Raw genomic sequence first — 17,460 nt, 5'->3', positions numbered from 1 at the left:
AGTTTACTGGATCATAATATTCGCAATCATAGCAGATAGGATGCTAACTAGCGTTGAGCCATACAGCAAACGCAAGCCGAAACGTGCAACCATGTTACCTTTCTCTTCGTTAACACCTTTAACCGCACCGGCAATAATACCGATAGAGCTAAAGTTTGCGAAAGAAACCAAGAAGATAGACAGTGTACCGATAGTCTCTGTCGACAGTGTTGCCATCTTATCCTGCATCGCCATCATTGCTACAAACTCGTTAGATACCAGTTTAGTTGCCATAATGCTGCCGGCTTGAAGAGCTTCGCTGGCTGGTACGCCCATTAGCCATGCCACAGGGTAGAACAGGTAACCAATTGTATCTTGGAAACTAATACCGAATGCAGATACAAACGCTTGGTTAATCATGGCAATCAAAGAGATAAAACCAACTAGCATAGCTGCAACGATAACCGCAACTTTAAAGCCTGTCAGGATGTACTCACCTAGCATTTCAAAAAACGTTAGTTTCTCTTCACCGCCGCTTTTAACGAGATCGTCAAAGTCCATTTCAGCATCATAATCATAAGGGTTAATGATCGACAGGATGATGAAGGTACTAAACATATTCAGGAATAGCGCTGCTACAACGTATTTAGGCTCGATAAGCTGCATATATGAACCAACAATCGACATAGAAACCGTCGACATTGCTGTAGCTGCCAAGGTGTACATGCGGCGCTCTGACATCTTACCCAGAATATCTTTATAGGTAATAAAGTTCTCAGACTGGCCAACCATCAATGCACTAATCGCATTAAAGGACTCCAATTTACCCATACCATTGACTTTAGATAGCACGAAACCAATAAACTGGATAACAACTGGCAGCACTTTGATGTGTTGCAAGATACCGATCAACGCAGAGATGAAGACGATCGGCATCAATACCTGCATAAAGAAGTCAAACTGGCCGACGTTAACTAGGCCACCGAACACAAAGTTAGTCCCTTCCGCAGCAAATGCCATCAAACTTGCAAAAGCATCAGAGAAGTTTTTGACGATACCTGTACCGACTGATGAACCAAGAAGAAAGTAAGCAATACCCATTTCAATCGCAAGCAATTGAATAATATAGCGAATTTTTATGCTCTTTCTGTCTTTGCTGACAATCAAAGCCAATGCAGCCACAACAACTAGGCCGAGAATAAAATGTAGGTAAGACATGTAAACGAACTCATAGGTGATTCAACTCAATTTATTCGTGCATGTTCCAATATTTATTTCATCATTAAAGTGATATGGATCTCATTTGCCCTATTGGTATATTTATTAGCCACCAGAATAAAACCGGAAAATAATATTCATATACCTTAAAAGCAACAAATCAGGACAAGTTACAACCAGCAAGAGCGCAGATTGCGCAAATATGGGATTGCAACCACTAAAATTGCAATCTCACTCTCATAAAACGCAACGTAAGAAATGAAAATGATTTAAGTTAAAAATGACCGTTCTTAAGCATCCAAAATCAAAACTTTGACCTGTATCACGCGAACAGTCATCTTAAAATTCCTATCAAATAACGTTGCCTATCTCAGTTATTCGTTTCGAGACGAAAAATGTACCCCAAGGCAATATACAACTGTTGTCATTTCACCAGAAAGGCTGCACCAAACACACCCGCACTGTCCCCTAGTTTGGGCTTCACCAACTGCGTATTCAGCACTGGATTAAACAGATGCGGTAAAATTGCATCTTTACCATGGTTATAAATTCCATCAATATTGCCGACCCCGCCTCCGATAACAATGACATCGGGGTCAATCACATTGATAACCTGCGCAACGGCCTGACCAAAATAGGAATACAGGCGCTCTAATGTAACAAGAGCTGCCTTCTCCCCCTGCTCTGCTCGCTGGACAATCTCTTTCAACGTGACATTGTCACCATGATGGTCGCCTAGCTCCTCAACCAGTGACCGATAATAGCGCTCAAGCCCCTTACCTGAGAGCACCGTCTCTACACAACCCTGCTTGCCGCAATAGCACTCATCCCCTCCCGGCAACAGCACATTGTGTCCCCACTCACCAGCAATACCATGACAGCCATACAGCGCCTTACCATTCACCACAATCCCGGAACCCACACCGGTACCCATAATGATTCCGAACACAATCTCGGCGTCTGGCTTTACATCATGAACAGCCCCTAAACGCGTTTCAGCCAATGCAAAGCAATTAGCATCATTGGCAAGAGCAACCTTAACACCCAGTACTGAAGCAAGATCACGGTCAAAAGCCTGCCCATTAAGATACGTCGAGTTACAGTTCTTCATCACGCCTGTGGCAGGGTCAAGCGTGCCCGGCGTTCCAAACCCAATGGCACAGGGATACTCGCCAACTTCTTGAGCACATTCATCAATCAACTGTTTGATTCGCTGCAGTACACTCTGGTATCCCTTTTCCTGCTCGGTTGCAATACGCTTACGCAACACACAGCTATCATCATGGTATGCCAGCACCGCACACTCAATTTTGGTGCCACCAATATCAACACCCCAATAATACTTACTCATCATTACTCCCTTTCTCTTATCAGCGCCACGATCACGAAAACGGCAAAATCAGCCATACTTAAAACCAAACTGATAGGATAAATGATAAATCTTTTGGCTCTGTCACTGTATTGTTGCCTGTCAATTTCGGAGATAATCCCATGTTTTTGAAAGAATCACGCACCGGCGATTTAGTGGATGTCATAGACATGTCTTCACTGATCAACCCCTTCTCAACTCATGTCACCGTGCAGTACCAATCGGGAGAAGACCTTGCTGACCCCGTTGCCATCGACAAACAACAACTCGCCTTCCCGTCAGGGGAAGAGCTGCCCGAATGTTGGATAAACGGATATTACCGTCACGGCAATTAAAAAAGCCGGCACTTCCTACAGTGCCGGCTTTTATACCCAAAACAAAAATAACAGGCTTAAGCTACACCTTAAGCTATGCAGATAGATCCACCGCTGCAACTGATTGGCTGATCTGCGTTGTCAAACGTGACACCCCTTCAGCCAGTGCCCTTACCTGCGCATCATACCCAGACTCAGCCAACGGTACCCGAATGGAAAATGGCTCACGCCGAACCACATTTCCAGCCGCGTCGGTTAGCGTCCACTGGCCACTGACATACGCCAAGCCATTATAGTGCCCATTAAATTGACTTACCTTTAGCTCAAGCTGAGGAAGTTGTCCGGCACGCAGCAACGGCGATAGTTCGTTGAACCAATATCGCGATTGCTTATGGCGTAACTCGTTCGTCACCAAGCGGGTCAATTGCTGAGAAAGCCCTTCTGCCCACAAGTTCTGCTGGGCTTGAACAACTTCAGTATCGCTAATTTGATAAACCAACCCCGTACCGGCAAGGTGTTCGGCTACAGCAACAGGACGCACAACCACCACCGGCTGAGAGTTATTAACCATTGTCGCTGTCATCGCTGTGTCCGGTAGCGGCAGCAGATAGGTTTTCGGTACTGATTCTGTCGAGCTGCATCCCATAAGCAATGTCGTCAAAACCAGTGCAACTGGCATTATTTTGTTCATTATTTCTGACCTCCCGCTGGGATTGGATCTGCAGCCTTCTCGCTAGTGAAAATCAACGAGTTTGGCTTGGTATTTAACTGACGCAGAACAGGTTGTAACTCAACCATCACCTGCTCAAACTCAGCAAGAGCCTGTTCAAGATTCTGGTAAGGTGCAGCATTTGGCCCATAACCATCCAGTGTGTCTTGGATTTTCTGCAGACTTTCCCGTACCTCACCAGGTATCGCCTGAGTATCCTTTGCTGCTAACAATCCCTTAAGCTCTTTCGCTACAGACTCGGCAGCACGCAACGTTTGCTGCGATGTCTGCAAGGTTGTATTCAACGTTTCTAGCGTATCCTCAACCGGTAAATTATTAATTTTCTTCAAGATAGATGTAATATCACGCTGAATCTGTGCAAAACCGCCGGCTTTGGTTGGGAATACCGCATAACCATCAAACTCCTTCTGCTTCGGCATTTTTTCTTCTGGATAAACATCCAAATCCACCAGCAGAGCACCAGTTAGCAAGTTGCCTGTTTTCAATGTAGCCCGCAAACCATGCTGGAACTCACTGGTCATACTCGCCTTTAGCGCCTCAAGCGTAATGTTATCCGAATGGTCCCAAACCCGACCAAGCTCAATACGAACCAATACAGGAATATGCTTATTGGTAAAGCCATGGCCATAAGAAGGAAGTTTCAGCGGCACTTTCTGTACCGTACCAATGCGAATACCCTTATATTCTACCGGCGCACCAGGCTGTAAGCCTCGCACTGACTCCTCGAACATCATCACGTATTCAAGGTACTCGTCAAAGAAACGCTCACGCACCAGTTTAAGGTTGTTATACAGACGGAACTTAGAATAATCCTTCGTGATCAACTCACCAGGATCACGCCCTTTCGGTACACGGAAGCTCACACCACCGGTGATCAACGATTCAATCGAACCAATTTTAAGGTTGAAGCCTTCAGCAGACATCTGCAAATCCACGCCTGACGTCAACCAGAAACGGGTACGTTTACGGATAAGGCTATCGTAAGGTTCAAAAATAAACAGCTGATAATGAGCCTTCTTGGTTGCCGTATCAAATGTCGTTTTTTCAACGCGGCCAACAGTGAAACCTTCATAGAGAACGGGATCACCGACCCCTAGCTTACCCGCTTCGTTATGCGTCAGAATCAAGCGAAGCCCCTTAGCATCAGGCGGGGCCACTGGCGGTACATCCAGCACCTCAAAATCAAATTTCGCTACATCAGAGCGTCCTGGCTGCAATTGGATATAGGCCCCCGAAAGCAAGGTATCGAGCCCGGATACCCCCGACTTACCGATACGCGGTTTCACCACCCAGAAAAGCGTGTCGTCTTTTAACATCCGAGCGGCATCTTTGTTCATTTGTGCCGTGACTTCGATCGAGCTGTAATCTTCGTTCAAGACAACCTTGGTAACGACTCCCACTTTCACATTCAGGGCTTTAATCTCGGTCTTTCCGACCTCAATCCCCTCGGCAGTCTCCATCTTAAGTGTGATCTGTGGCCCTTGCGCTGTCATATACTGGAACAGCATCCATATTCCTATCCCCACAGCAATTAAAGGCACGAGCCAAATTGACGAAACCTGCTTGATCGCTTGGGTTTTCGCACTAGTTGAAGGTTTTTCAGTCATAAACGTTATTCTCTTTATGCTTATTGGGTTCTGCCACAGCTACCAATGCCTCCTTGGGCCAAAAAACGCGAGGGTCAAACGCCATCGCGGACAGCATGGTCAACAACACAACAGCAGCAAACGACAATGCTGCCGGTCCCGGATAAATAGCCATCAAATTGTGCAACTGAACCAGCGCAACCAAAATAGCCACCACAAAAATATCGATCATCGACCAGCGGCCGATAAATTCGGTAATTCGGTATATTTTCAAGCGCTGTATTGCTTTGCGCTCATCCTCAAATGTCTCCTTCTGGGCGTAGAAGTAGAGCCAAGTCAGGGCAAATATCTTAGCTAGCGGGATGACAATGCTCGCAAAGAAAATCACCGCCGCAATCGGATAAGACTTTAGTTGCCACAGCAGTACAACACCTTCCAAAATCGTCGAGCCTTCTTTACTTCCCAAACTCACGGTATACATCATTGGGTACAAATTGGCTGGCAAGAAAAAGATGGCAGCAGCAAGCAGCAGTGCCCACGACCTCTGCAGCATCTGTCTAGGATGATAACTATGGAGCTTGCCATGACAACGGATACAACGCCCTGTATCGTTTTCGGGCGGATTAAGCTGGGCGCAAATATGACAACTGACATGGTTGTGGGTTAAGTGTGAATCACCAGGTTTCACGCCAGTGACTGGCACAAATGGTAAAAACTGTAACCACAGCCAAGTACGATCAGCCATTGATACACACTTCACCAGCAACAAGGTATAGACACAAAACGCCCAGAAAGACATTCCCAAACCAATATCGGCAAGCGAAGCAATCTTGATCAAGCTGACTAAGACTCCTATCAAAAACACATCGACCATCAACCATGGCTCAATACGAACCATAAGGCGGCATAACCGTTTTTCAAAAGGCCGAATAGGTATGCTGTCACTATGTCGCAAATGCTGCCCGGCACGGTAATACAAATACAAAACCATACTCAGGTAGCCAGCAGGCAAAATAATGACCGTCAATAATAACAGCAACGCCAGCGCCGTATATTCAAACACCTCTAGCATCACCGCAGCATGCATCAAGGTGATCTCTTGAGTGATCCCCTGTACGCTGAATGACATAAACGGGAAACTAACACTGGCAACCAACATAACCAAGCAGGCTAGACCATAAGACATTGGACGCTGATAAGGCTGGGCAATGTGCTGTAACAAGGTATGCCCACAGCGAGGGCACGTTGCTTTTTTCCCCTCATCCAACGCAGGTAGGTCTACAACAAGGCCACACTCCTCGCAGCCAACCAATGCGGTACTTTTTTGCTGTTCTGCCATGAATAACCTTAACACTCTCTATCTTGTCACCACTGAGTACTTAACTGTATCCATCTACTAGTATAGAAATAAATACTTCTCAATGGGTTGAAGCTGACTCAAACCTCGAACACCGTGCAAAATACCGCATTAATTAACGCCTAACCATAAAATTTATTTATCAACATAATAAAAACACAACAAAAACGCCTCATTTTTGAGAGGCGTTTACGTCAAAAACAACTAACTAACATTAGATTATAGGACTAAGTTAGCGTCAAAAATGATAACCGTGGTACAAGTTCGCATATAACAAACCTATTATTTAGCTCTACTATCAGTCAGATAGCAATTTTTCGGTTTTAGCTGCACAGATAAAGTCATTTCGATGCAAGCCTCCAATCGCATGGGTCCACCAGCAAACCGTCACCTTGCCCCATTCCAACGTAATAGTAGGATGGTGAAATTCAGCCTCGGCCAATTCTGCAACCTGATCGGCAAACGCCCATGCCTGCTTGAAATTTTTGAATCGGTAACATTTCTCCAGCTGATCGATTCCGTCCCTGCGTTCCATTTGCCAAAGAGGTAAATCAGCAAGCAACACCTCAGCTTCGCTGCTGGTTACTGCAGGTGCGCCAACCTGGCATGCTTCACATTTAAGTTGATGTAAATCAGACATAGTTCCCCGCTTGTTGTTGATCCTTATTTCTAGGTGGGTGGAGCGGAACATGCAAACCTGCCGCTCGCGCCTTGCTTACCATGCTCATCATATCTTGCTGTGCCAACTCATAGAGTTGGGAGATATCATCAAGAATAAAATAGACCGGCTGCATAACATCAATACGGTAAGGCGTTCGCATCATATCCACTGGATCGAACGGCTTATACCTCGGCGAGCCAGACAACAAAATACTTTCCGCCGTATCACCAGACAATAACGACCGCCCCCCGAGCGCATACAGCGTCTCCCCCGGTGAGGACAAAATACCGCCGCCATAAATCCTCAACCCATCAGGTTGCTTAAGCAAACCAAATTCAACGCTGAACCAGTACAGACGAGCCAAATAGACCCTTTCCGACGCGCTAGCCTGATAGCCCAATTGGCCGTATTTCTGGGTAAAGGCAGCAAAAGCCGGGTTAGTCAGCATCGCGCAATGCCCAAAGACCTCATGGAAGAAATCCGGCTCCTGTAAATAATCAAACTCAGCCCGGGTACGCAAAAACGTCGCCACCGGAAACTGCTTACGGGAAAGCAGTGAGAAAAAACGGTCAAAATTGATCAGGGCCGGCACCGCTACGCACTCCCAGCCCGTCGCCTTTTTCAGTACCTGATTAATCTCATGCAACTGGGGAACCCGCTGCGTAGGCAACGTTAGCATTGCCAAACCATCAATATAAGCCTGACACGCTCGCCCCTGAATACATGCCAACTGCCGAGTCACCAAATCACGCCAGATGCCATCTTCTTCACTCTCCCAAATGATATGCCCCTGCGGATCGGGCTTCTTAGACACATACTTTTGCTTACCCATAATATGACTTCCACTCTGTTCTGCCTCACCCTGGCCCTCTAACTACACTATTGTTTTGATCCTTCGGGCAAAGCCCTGTCATTTAATTATTAGTTATTCGCTTGGGTTGGCATGGCATTATTACGGATAAGAATCGCCAACAATGTAACATTTATTTTACATACATTCAGTGCAACCATGACCCCATATTGAGAATGCTCGCACCCAACAACTTTTCTCATGTAAAGAAATACGCACAATAAGCATTGATTATCCAACCCCAAAAAGTTGCTGGGATCCCTGCCCTCAACCAGAGTTATCAATACACCAGTAACATCCAAGGACATGTTTGCGACAAAAGCATGGCTCACTGAAAAAAGATACGGAGGGATAACCATGCGCCAATGGTTTCAATTTCCGATTCAAGAAGGGATTACGTCTCGGCAAGCTCACTGCGATCTCCCAGAAGGAACCTATGAGAGAGAATGCGGTAAAGAGGGATTTTTTGGCCCGGCCAGCCACATGTACCACAGCCACCCGCCAACAGGCTGGATATCATGGGAAGGCCCACTTCGGCCAAGAGCCATTGATACCAACAAAATTACTGACACTGGTCATTCCCCGTGGGATGGTCCGCTAATTCTGTACAACAACAATATAAAATTGCGGATCTGGCACTGCACACAACCCATGAGCCACCTTGCCCGCAATGGTGACGGCGACGAAATACTTTTTGTGCACCAAGGAAGCGGCGATCTATTTTGTGACTACGGCCATTTGCACTTTACTGACGGCGATTATCTGGTGATTCCCCGAGCCACAAGCTGGCGAATCACTCCCACAAGCCCCGTTACTTTGCTGTGTATCGAAGCCACTAACAGTAGTTACCAGATGGCCAAACGCGGCATCGTAGGCCAGCACGCGGTATACGATACGGGGGTACTTGAGTATGCGCGAATCAATGACGCTTTCCTCGAGCAACAAAACGATAGCCAGCATTGGCAAGTCAAGCTAAAGGCTCGCCACCATATCAACACCATCACCTACCCTTTCAATCCCCTTGGCGCACAGGGCTGGAAGGGGCACCTAACCGCCTTCAAACTCAACTGGCGAGATATCCGCCCCCTGATGAGCCACCGTTGCCATCTTCCGCCTTCGGCCCATACGACTTTTGTTGCCGATGGATTTATTATTTGCACCTTTGTCCCCCGCCCCATCGAATCGGATCCCGGTGCACTCAAAGTCCCTTTCTTTCACAACAATGATGACTATGACGAAGTTCTGTTCTACCACCGAGGCAATTTTTTCAGTCGCGATAACATCGAAGCCGGCATGATCACCCATCACCCGTGCGGCTTTTCTCACGGCCCACACCCCAAAGCACTGGCAACCAGCCAAAGCAAGCCGAAAACAGAAACCGATGAGGTAGCCGTCATGATAGATACCCGCTGGCCATTGGAAGTCGCCTCACTACCCGACGGGGCAGAAAATACCGACTATGTCTATTCTTGGAAATAACAGTGTACTTGGCAGCAACGCAAGCTGAATAAATCCGCCGCTCACTACGTTAGGTTCTTGCCTTGAATTTACAATGTAAACAAGGAGTCGAATGTGAAACTCGCATCTCTTAACCATGGGCGAGATGGCCAATTGATTGTCGTCTCCCATGATCTAACTCAGGCAGCACACGCCCATGATATCGCGCCGACATTACAGTTCGCGCTAGATAACTGGGTGCAGGTAGAAGCAGATCTAGCCCATCTCTACCGCAACCTCAATGACGGCATTGCCGAACACACATTCGCATTCAACCCCGCCCACTGTGCCAGCCCTCTTCCTCGGGCATATCAATGGGCAGATGGTAGTGCCTACATCAACCATGTCGAACTCGTCCGCAAGGCACGCGGCGCTGATATGCCAGAAAGCTTCTGGACCGATCCTCTCATTTACCAGGGCATGTCAGATGCATTTTTGTGCCCGACGGATCCCATCTCCATTCCTGACGCCAGCTGGGGGATCGACTTTGAAGGTGAGATTGCGATAATCACAGACGATATTGCAATGGGTACCCGCACCGAAGAAGTCCACGGTCACATCAAACTCATTATGCTGGTCAACGACGTTTCACTGCGTAACCTGATCCCGGCTGAATTAGGCAAAGGCTTTGGCTTTTTCCAGTCAAAACCCGCTTCGTCCTTCTCGCCCGTTGCCGTCACACCCGACGAATTGGGCGAAAACTGGCACGACTTCAAGCTACACCGGCCCTTGACTGTCCACCATAACGATCAACTGTTCGGTGAACCCGATGCAGGGATCGATATGACCTTCAACTTTGCCGAGCTTATTCAGCATATTGCAAAGTCGCGTCCAATCAGTGCGGGAAGCATCATTGGTTCGGGTACGGTATCCAACAAAGACCGAAGCAAAGGATCATGCTGTATTGCTGAGCGGAGGATGATTGAAACCCTAGAGCAAGGCCAACCGCAAACACCGTTTATGCAATTTGGCGATACGGTTCGTATCGAAATGTTCGATCAGGACGGCCACTCTATTTTCGGCGCGATCGAACAGCAAGTGGTGAAATACCAGCACGAATACGCGCAGGGTGATCTTAACCGCCATCAGCCCGGCCATCATTGAATCCACACGGAGCTGGATGAACTTTCGCGCTTTCACTATGAGGGGAGAAATTGATCACATGCTGACTCTGTTTGACTATTACCGCTCATCCGCATCCTACCGGGTACGCATCGCCCTTAACCTTAAAGGGATCGATTACAAGCGGCACGCAATCTCGCTACTGGATAATGCACAGCAACAAACAGACTACATACAGCGCAATCCCAGTGGCTTGGTGCCCGCCCTACTATTAGCCTCTGACAATACATCCTCCTCCCCCTGCACCCCCGATGCGTTGTTAGGGCAATCTCTGGCTATTATCGAGTACCTAGATGAAATCTATCCACAGCCGAATCTTCTTCCTCTCACTCCATTGAAAAAAGCGCAGTGTCGAGAAATAGCCCTGACTATTGCGTGCGACATCCACCCCCTTAATAACTTACGGGTACTCCAGTACTTAAGCCAACAAGAAAAGAAATCCACGAACACCGCTGACTCACTGGAGCGCGAAAACTTTAAACAAGAGTGGTATCACCATTGGCTTAAAACGGGGTTCAACACCATTGAGCAACTCGTCTTACGGTATCCGGGACCGTTTTGCGTCGGTGAAACCCCGACTATCGCTGATATTTGCCTCATCCCCCAAATCTACAATGCGAAGCGATTCAATTTTGACATCACACCGTATGAACGGATAACCCGTATTGACACCCTGTGCTCAACCCTCCCCGCCTTTTGCAAGGCTCATCCCGACCACCAGCGGTCGTACTGATGCGCACTCGCCGTTACCACAGAAGGATCTCACCGCTATGCCCACACACACTAACCCATCTAAGCAGGCAGCCATTACATCGCCACCAACCATCATGTGGATGCCCGACAGAGCTCAGGTAGAAAACAGCCTGCTTTATCAATTCATGGCCACTATCAGCAACAAACAAAACACCGTGTTCCATGACTACAATCAGCTACATCAGTGGAGTATTAAAAACAGCGAAACCTTCTGGGCAATGCTGTGGGACTTTTGCAAAATACAGGGCGATTACTCTCCCCCAGCCTCATTCTGTCCCCCCCAAAGCCTGACACCGGCCAAAGATACCCAGTGGTTTCCGCATTGCCGCCTCAACTATGCCGAGAATTTGCTCGCCCATTGGCGCGAACAAGCGGCTGCTGATGCGATCATCTTTCATAGCGAAGGCTCGCACGATCAGCGCCGGCACCTCAGCTGGCAGCAGTTATACCGCCAGACCTCACAGCTAGTACAATATTTGAAAAATAAAGGGATCAGACAAGGCGACGTCGTTGCTGGCTACCTGCCCAATATTCCCGAAACGGTTATCGCAATGCTTGCCACATCGGCAATCGGGGCAATTTGGACCTCAACATCGCCGGATTTCGGCAGTGACAGCGTCATCGAGCGCTTCGGTCAAACCCGGCCAAAACTCCTCTTCTATGCCGATGGCTACATCTATAACAACAAACGGCATCATTACGGCGATAAGGTTTCGGCAATTTGCAAACAGCTTCCCAGCTTGCAAGATATCGTCCGTATCACCTATATCGGCTCAGGAAACAACGACACGCCACCCGATAAGCCAAGACAATCACCTTACCAGCACACAACATGGCAGCAAATACTGGCAGATCACCCACCAAGCACCATCGTGTTCGAACCTGTCCCGTTTAACCATCCCCTGTATATCCTCTACTCGTCAGGAACAACCGGCAAACCCAAATGCATCGTTCACAGCGTTGGCGGAACCTTGCTCAACCACCTCAAAGAACATAAGTTACACTGTGACGTAAAAGCAGGTGACACGGTTTTCTACTTTACGACCTGTGGCTGGATGATGTGGAACTGGCTGGTATCGGCTCTGGCCTCAGGGGCCTCCATCGTACTTTATGATGGTTCACCGTTTTCCCCTTCAGCCAATATACTGTGGGATATTGCCGAGAACGAAAACATCACGCTGTTTGGTACTTCCGCCAAATATCTCGAAACACTGGAAAAGCGGTCATTCAAGCCAATCGATACATACTCGCTCCCGCACCTGAGCACGCTCTGCTCGACGGGTTCGGTGCTCTCTCCCGAGCAATTCGACTACGTCTACCAATCAATCCGCCATGATATCCAACTCGCCTCGATTTCTGGCGGAACTGATATCTGCGGTTGCTTTGCTATAAGCAATCCAATTAGCCCTGTATACCGTGGAGAGTGCCAAGGGCGAGCTCTGGCAATGGATGTGCAAGTTTATGACAGTGACGGCATTCCGCTACAGGAGCAACAAGGTGAATTGGTGTGCACAAACAGCTTTCCCAACCAGCCCGTGGGTTTTCTGGGGGACAATGACGGCAGCCGATATCACAAGGCATATTGGTCTGAATATCCGGGAGTCTGGCACCATGGTGACTATGTCGCCCTCAGCCCTACTGGCGGCATGACATTTTTCGGGCGTTCGGATACGGTTCTTAACCCCGGCGGGATCAGGCTGGGCACGGCTGAGATTTACCGACAGGTTAATCCACTCGAGGCCATTCAGGACAGCCTAGTGATCGGCCAGAAAACAGACAACGACATTCGGGTGGTGTTGTTCGTGCAACTGGCCGATGGTTATACCCTTACCGACCAGCTAAAGCTCCAGATCCAAGAACGCATTCGCACAGGTTGCTCACCCAGACATACCCCTGAGATCATATTGGAAGTTCCTGATATACCCCGTACTAAATCAGGCAAATTGGTGGAATTGGCCGTAAAGAATATAGTTCATAATCAACCCGTTAATAATCTCGGAGCCATCGCCAACCCGCACGCGCTGGAGGCGTTCAAAAATCGACCTGAGCTACTTGCCACGCGCACAGAGTAAAAGCAGAAGCCGTCCTAAAATGGTATGATAACGACAAAGATCAGCTAAATAACCGAATTTATGAAACGTATACCAACCAATATCATCACCGGCTTTCTTGGTGCCGGTAAAACGACCTCCATCCTCTCGTTGCTGGCCCGCAAGCCGGAAAACGAAAAATGGGCCATTTTGATCAATGAATTTGGCAATGTCGGGGTTGATGGCGCCATGCTTGACCAACAAGGAGCCATCGTTAAAGAAGTACCGGGCGGATGCATGTGCTGCGTTGCAGGCTTGCCGATGTCAGTGGGAATCAATGCACTTTTGGCACAAAAACCCGATCGTCTGCTGCTTGAGCCGACAGGCCTTGGCCACCCCAAAGAAATCATTGCCAAGATGACCTCCGAGGCGTACAGCCAATATGTTGATCTCAAAGCGACTATTACCTTGGTGGATCCTCGTCATTTCTCCGATACGCTTTATACCGAAAACCAAAACTTCCAAGATCAAATTGAACTTGCCGATGTGGTTGTCGCCAACAAAGTCGATCAATGTGTTGATTACGATATCTTTGCCTTTGAAACCTATGTTGAACAGCTAGAACCCCAAAAAGCCCTTATCGGACAGGTAGAGCAAGGTAAATTGGAACTCGACTGGCTCGATATCGAACGTAGCGGCCGCCATGCCAAACATAGTCACCACCACCATCATCACGGCGAAGAACAAGCAACCCCGCTACCGGGTTTCGAGTTAGCCCCCGGCCAACAATTCGTCCGCAAAGAAAACAGCGGTCAGGGATACCATAGCTGCGGGTGGTTTTTTGACGCCGAGCTCAACTTTGATTTTTCCAAACTGTTTACTCTTTTCTCTAACCTCTCGGCCGAACGCGTCAAAGCGGTGGTAAATACCGAACGCGGCTGTTTCGCCTTCAACGTGGTCAATCGTGTCGTCACAGTTAACGAGCTGACACTCGAAGGTTTTGAGTCTCGAATTGAAGTTATTGACAAAGATCGCCTGCCATACGATGAGCTTGAATCCATCCTTAGCACTATCGCAGGTGTACAAACCGATAAATAGTTGTAACATAAATGTGAGAATCGCATTCTGCTTTGTCCCTTTGGACAATCCGAGTGCCTGTAAGACATTGGCACTTGTTACACGTTTACAGTGTCCCATTGAGCCGGATAACATCCTCCGGCTTTTGTTACGCAAGGAGCAACTATGCTGAACCCTGCAACCGCTCAGGCAGTTATCGATCACGCCCTATTTCTGGGCGCTGACTTTGCCGAGCTCTTTGTTGAGCACCATCAATCCAGCTCACTAGAACTCATCTCTAGCGATATCGACAAAATTAATTCAGGTATCGATTTTGGTATCGGTATCCGTTTGTTCTTTGGCCATAAAGTTCTTTATGGCTATACCAATAGCACCGACCAAGAAGAACTCAAGCGAGTCACCAGCCTACTGGCCGCCAAAGACAAACGCGATCAAATCATTCAGGCTGGTGCGCTGAACCTAGCTCGCCACAATAACCTTCACCCATGCCAACAAGCACTAAGCCAACACCCTCGGCTCGATGACAAAATCGCCTTCCTACGGTCCTGTGACACAGCGGCAAGGGCTGAGCATGAGAAAATCAATCAATTCATCGGCCGGATCCTCCAGCGCGAACAGCAAATTGAGATATTCAATTCAACCGGCTTGCACATCGGCGATACCCGCCATTACACGCGTATCGCTGCAACCACTATTGCCCAAGACGGCACCGAACAAGCGACAGGCTTCGAAGCACCTGGCGCTCTGTGCGGTTGGGAGTTCAATACCCGGCTTGATCCGAAAGAACTCGGCAGTACCGTTGCCAAGCAGGCGATGACCAAACTATATGCTAGCAACTGCCCGTCAGGAGAAATGCCGGTTGTGATCGGCAACGGATTTGGCGGCGTTATCTTCCACGAAGCCTGCGGACACCTGCTTGAAACTACCTCTGTAGCTAAAAAAGCCTCGGTATTCCATGACAAAATGGGCGAGATGATTGCCCACCCAGCCGTCAGTGCCGTTGACGACGGTACAATGGCCAACGAATGGGGCTCGATCAACATTGACGACGAGGGAATGGAGACACAACGGACCCAGCTGATCAAAGACGGTAAACTCACCAGCTTTATGGTTGACCATATGGGCGGCCTGAAAACAGGGTTTGCACGTACCGGCTCTGGCCGACGTGAATCATACAAATTTGCTCCTACCTCACGTATGCGCAATACCTTCATTGAGCCCGGCGACAGCAGCCTTGATGAGATGATTGCCAGTGTTGAAAAAGGGATTTTCGCCAAGAAGATGGGCGGCGGCTCTGTCCAGCCTGGTACCGGTGAATTCAACTTTGCCGTACAGGAAGCCTACTTGATTGAAAATGGCAAAATCACAACCCCACTTAAAACCGCCACCCTTATCAGCACCGGTCCTAAAGTCCTAAAAGAAATCTCGATGGTCGGTACTGATTTCGCCCTTGCGGCGGGCATGTGTGGCTCCGTCAGCGGCTCGGTGCCGACCACCGTTGGCCAGCCGGCGCTCAAAGTAGACAACATTCTCGTTGGAGGTGGAAACTAATGGCCGATTCACAACATTTAAAAAACGCCATCGCGCAAGTGCTTGAGCGTGTCTCGGCCGCAGGCGCGCAAGCAGATGTCATCGCAAGCCGCAGCCAAAATTTCTCGCTAAAAGCTAACGCCGGTGAGCTTGATGAATACAAAGTAACATCCGGTCAGGTTATCGGTGTACGCGTTGTCAAAGATGAACGGATCGCAACCAGCTATTCTGAGTCTCTCGATCCTAGCAGCTTAGACTTAATGGTTGAGCATGCATTGACCAATGCCAAATTCACTAAGCAAGATTCACATCAAGCTATTCGCTGTGAGAACAGCACGCTGACGACCGAATACCCTGAGATTAATCAGCCTGATACCACGAGCGTTGATGACAAAATTGCACTGGCACTCTCGTTGGAGCAAGGTGTTGTATCAAAACCGCATGCCAAATCTGCCCCTTACAACGGCTTTGCCGAATCTGAGAGCGAGGTTTTTCTTGCCAACAGCTTAGGTAGCTTGTGCTCGCATCAAGAGCGCTCAACCTCATGCTACGCCTTCACCTTATACGAAGATGATGGCAAGCAATCAATGTTTGGTGGTATTTCAGCCGGACGCCATTTCAATGAGCTCGATCCTGACTATTGCATCAACTATGGCTATGAAATGGCTGCAGCACTGCTTGAAGGTCAGCCGATTGCCACGGGACAGTACAGTGTCATTTTTGATCTGAGTAATCTCAGCAGCCTGTTTGGCGCATTCGGAATGTGTTTCTCTGGGCAGTCAGCAATGAAAGGCGTCAACCCGTGGCGAGACAAGCTACAACAGTGCGTTGCCAGCCCACTGCTAACTATCACTGACACCGCTTATGTACAAGGCGGCTCTGCAATCAAAGCGTTTGACAGCGAAGGCTACGCAACGCGCGATACCGTCTTGATTGGTGAAGGTCAGCTCCAGAGCCTACTTCATAACAGTCACACTGCGGCTTACTTTGGCATTGCCAATACCGCCAACGCCTCTCGCTCGGCCAAAAGTGGATTGGGTGTTGGTTCGCGCCATACCGTGATTGCACCGGGCCATAGCTCAAATGCTGAACTCACAGCAGGGGAATACCTAGAGCTCGTCGAGCTGCAAGGTGTCCATTCCGGCGCGGATGCCATTAGCGGTGATTTCTCGTTTGGGGCTAGTGGCTTCTTGTGCCGTGATGGTAAACGCATTCAACCCGTCCGTGGTATTACCGTTGCGGGTAATTTCTATCAACTGGTAAAAGAGATCGATGCGATGGGCACAACACTTCACCACGATCACTCGCGTGATTTCTTTGCCCCAACCATCCGATTCAGCCGACTGAGTATTGCTGGCAAATAAGCAACGTATCGCTAAATAATCGC

The 17,460-nt window shown here is 48.5% G+C and carries 15 protein-coding genes; 8 read left to right on the top strand and 7 right to left on the bottom strand.

The window, feature by feature from the left end; genetic code table 11:
• Positions 1 to 3: 3 nt before the first annotated feature.
• Positions 4 to 1,197, bottom strand: coding sequence for a NupC/NupG family nucleoside CNT transporter (locus tag ACSF8X_RS18595; protein ID WP_047879131.1), 1,194 nt, complete (start codon positions 1,195 to 1,197; stop codon positions 4 to 6).
• 424 nt (positions 1,198 to 1,621) lie between these two features.
• Complete coding sequence (locus ACSF8X_RS18590) at positions 1,622 to 2,548, bottom strand: ROK family protein (RefSeq protein ID WP_500851957.1); 927 nt, start codon at positions 2,546 to 2,548, stop codon at positions 1,622 to 1,624.
• Between the two features lie 140 nt (positions 2,549 to 2,688).
• Between ACSF8X_RS18590 and ACSF8X_RS18585 the strand changes: the two genes are divergently transcribed.
• Complete coding sequence (locus ACSF8X_RS18585; RefSeq protein WP_047879133.1) at positions 2,689 to 2,901, top strand: hypothetical protein; 213 nt, start codon at positions 2,689 to 2,691, stop codon at positions 2,899 to 2,901.
• Between the two features lie 73 nt (positions 2,902 to 2,974).
• Here ACSF8X_RS18585 and ACSF8X_RS18580 read toward each other — a convergent pair whose 3' ends face one another.
• The 5 genes from ACSF8X_RS18580 to phhA all read right to left on the bottom strand — a co-directional run bounded on the left by ACSF8X_RS18580 (position 2,975) and on the right by phhA (position 8,046).
• On the bottom strand, positions 2,975 to 3,571 hold the full coding sequence (locus tag ACSF8X_RS18580; protein ID WP_047879134.1) for a PqiC family protein: 597 nt from the start codon (positions 3,569 to 3,571) through the stop codon (positions 2,975 to 2,977).
• Entirely contained in the window at positions 3,571 to 5,217 is a 1,647-nt protein-coding gene (gene pqiB / locus ACSF8X_RS18575) for an intermembrane transport protein PqiB (RefSeq protein ID WP_047879135.1), read from the bottom strand. The genes ACSF8X_RS18580 and pqiB overlap by 1 nt, the downstream gene beginning before the upstream one ends.
• Entirely contained in the window at positions 5,210 to 6,535 is a 1,326-nt protein-coding gene (locus ACSF8X_RS18570) for a PqiA/YebS family transporter subunit (RefSeq protein ID WP_500851956.1), read from the bottom strand. Before ACSF8X_RS18570 ends, pqiB begins: the two co-directional genes overlap by 8 nt.
• A gap of 316 nt (positions 6,536 to 6,851) precedes the next feature.
• Entirely contained in the window at positions 6,852 to 7,193 is a 342-nt protein-coding gene (locus ACSF8X_RS18565; protein ID WP_500851955.1) for a 4a-hydroxytetrahydrobiopterin dehydratase, read from the bottom strand.
• Complete coding sequence (phhA, locus tag ACSF8X_RS18560) at positions 7,186 to 8,046, bottom strand: phenylalanine 4-monooxygenase (protein ID WP_500851954.1); 861 nt, start codon at positions 8,044 to 8,046, stop codon at positions 7,186 to 7,188. Before phhA ends, ACSF8X_RS18565 begins: the two co-directional genes overlap by 8 nt.
• A 375-nt stretch (positions 8,047 to 8,421) precedes the next feature.
• Here phhA and ACSF8X_RS18555 point away from each other — a divergent pair, with 375 nt between their 5' ends.
• From ACSF8X_RS18555 to ACSF8X_RS18525, 7 genes are all read left to right on the top strand, one after another.
• Entirely contained in the window at positions 8,422 to 9,543 is a 1,122-nt protein-coding gene (locus ACSF8X_RS18555) for a homogentisate 1,2-dioxygenase (RefSeq protein ID WP_500851953.1), read from the top strand.
• A gap of 93 nt (positions 9,544 to 9,636) precedes the next feature.
• On the top strand, positions 9,637 to 10,665 hold the full coding sequence (locus ACSF8X_RS18550) for a fumarylacetoacetate hydrolase family protein (RefSeq protein ID WP_500851952.1): 1,029 nt from the start codon (positions 9,637 to 9,639) through the stop codon (positions 10,663 to 10,665).
• Positions 10,666 to 10,726: 61 nt separating this feature from the next.
• Positions 10,727 to 11,416, top strand: a complete 690-nt coding sequence (gene maiA / locus ACSF8X_RS18545) for a maleylacetoacetate isomerase (protein ID WP_500852119.1) — start codon at positions 10,727 to 10,729, stop codon at positions 11,414 to 11,416.
• A gap of 37 nt (positions 11,417 to 11,453) precedes the next feature.
• On the top strand, positions 11,454 to 13,508 hold the full coding sequence (locus ACSF8X_RS18540; RefSeq protein WP_500851951.1) for an acetoacetate--CoA ligase: 2,055 nt from the start codon (positions 11,454 to 11,456) through the stop codon (positions 13,506 to 13,508).
• A 60-nt stretch (positions 13,509 to 13,568) separates the two neighbouring features.
• The gene (locus tag ACSF8X_RS18535) at positions 13,569 to 14,564 is read left to right on the top strand and encodes a CobW family GTP-binding protein (protein WP_500851950.1); all 996 of its coding nucleotides are present in this window, start codon (positions 13,569 to 13,571) and stop codon (positions 14,562 to 14,564) included.
• A gap of 144 nt (positions 14,565 to 14,708) precedes the next feature.
• Entirely contained in the window at positions 14,709 to 16,094 is a 1,386-nt protein-coding gene (locus tag ACSF8X_RS18530) for a TldD/PmbA family protein (protein WP_500851949.1), read from the top strand.
• On the top strand, positions 16,094 to 17,437 hold the full coding sequence (locus ACSF8X_RS18525) for a TldD/PmbA family protein (protein ID WP_047879144.1): 1,344 nt from the start codon (positions 16,094 to 16,096) through the stop codon (positions 17,435 to 17,437). Before ACSF8X_RS18530 ends, ACSF8X_RS18525 begins: the two co-directional genes overlap by 1 nt.
• Positions 17,438 to 17,460 lie beyond the last annotated feature (23 nt).

The sequence above is a fragment of the Photobacterium panuliri genome (assembly GCF_059920555.1).
This window is presented reverse-complemented; position numbering and strand designations above follow the sequence as displayed.

Bases quoted from the DNA above. Each gene is read 5' to 3' on its own strand.
- ACSF8X_RS18595 (WP_047879131.1), bottom strand. From the start codon at position 1,197: ATGTCTTACCTACATTTTATTCTCGGCCTAGTTGTTGTGGCTGCATTG.
- ACSF8X_RS18590 (WP_500851957.1), bottom strand. From the start codon at position 2,548: ATGAGTAAGTATTATTGGGGTGTTGATATTGGTGGCACCAAAATTGAG.
- ACSF8X_RS18585 (WP_047879133.1), top strand. From the start codon at position 2,689: ATGTTTTTGAAAGAATCACGCACCGGCGATTTAGTGGATGTCATAGAC.
- ACSF8X_RS18580 (WP_047879134.1), bottom strand. From the start codon at position 3,571: ATGAACAAAATAATGCCAGTTGCACTGGTTTTGACGACATTGCTTATG.
- pqiB (WP_047879135.1), bottom strand. From the start codon at position 5,217: ATGACTGAAAAACCTTCAACTAGTGCGAAAACCCAAGCGATCAAGCAG.
- ACSF8X_RS18570 (WP_500851956.1), bottom strand. From the start codon at position 6,535: ATGGCAGAACAGCAAAAAAGTACCGCATTGGTTGGCTGCGAGGAGTGT.
- ACSF8X_RS18565 (WP_500851955.1), bottom strand. From the start codon at position 7,193: ATGTCTGATTTACATCAACTTAAATGTGAAGCATGCCAGGTTGGCGCA.
- phhA (WP_500851954.1), bottom strand. From the start codon at position 8,046: ATGGGTAAGCAAAAGTATGTGTCTAAGAAGCCCGATCCGCAGGGGCAT.
- ACSF8X_RS18555 (WP_500851953.1), top strand. From the start codon at position 8,422: ATGCGCCAATGGTTTCAATTTCCGATTCAAGAAGGGATTACGTCTCGG.
- ACSF8X_RS18540 (WP_500851951.1), top strand. From the start codon at position 11,454: ATGCCCACACACACTAACCCATCTAAGCAGGCAGCCATTACATCGCCA.
- ACSF8X_RS18535 (WP_500851950.1), top strand. From the start codon at position 13,569: ATGAAACGTATACCAACCAATATCATCACCGGCTTTCTTGGTGCCGGT.
- ACSF8X_RS18530 (WP_500851949.1), top strand. From the start codon at position 14,709: ATGCTGAACCCTGCAACCGCTCAGGCAGTTATCGATCACGCCCTATTT.
- ACSF8X_RS18525 (WP_047879144.1), top strand. From the start codon at position 16,094: ATGGCCGATTCACAACATTTAAAAAACGCCATCGCGCAAGTGCTTGAG.